Annotated in this window: 1 protein-coding gene; it reads left to right on the plus strand. The window is 62.7% G+C overall.

The window, feature by feature from the left end:
* Window positions 1–402 (plus strand): MlaE family ABC transporter permease (locus MELE44368_RS24805; RefSeq protein WP_241566759.1); only part of this gene is annotated, 402 nt, incomplete at both ends.

The following is a 402-nucleotide window of genomic DNA, read 5'->3' on the forward strand; positions in this document are numbered from 1 at the left end:
GAGCGGTGGGCGGTGGGGTTGCCGCGGGTGCGGGATTTGTCGGGGCCGATGGCGGCTGTGGGTGGGTTGTTTGCGATGTCGGCTGATGCGGTGCGGTTTGTGTTTCGGCGGCCGTTTCAGTGGCGTGAGTTTTTGGAGCAGTGTTGGTTTATTGCGCGGGTGGCGTTGGCGCCGACGTTGTTGGTGGCGATTCCGTTCACGGTGTTGATCAGTTTCACGCTCAATATTTTGTTGCGGGAGTTGGGTGCGGCGGATTTGTCGGGGGCGGGGGCGGCGTTTGGTGCGGTGACGCAGGTGGGTCCGATCGTGACGGTGTTGATCGTGGCTGGTGCGGGGTCGACGGCGATTTGTGCGGATTTGGGGTCGCGCACGATTCGTGAGGAGATCGACGCGATGGAGGTG

It is taken from the genome of Mycolicibacterium elephantis DSM 44368, from assembly GCF_004014805.1.
Classification (GTDB): Bacteria; Actinomycetota; Actinomycetes; order Mycobacteriales; family Mycobacteriaceae; genus Mycobacterium; species Mycobacterium elephantis.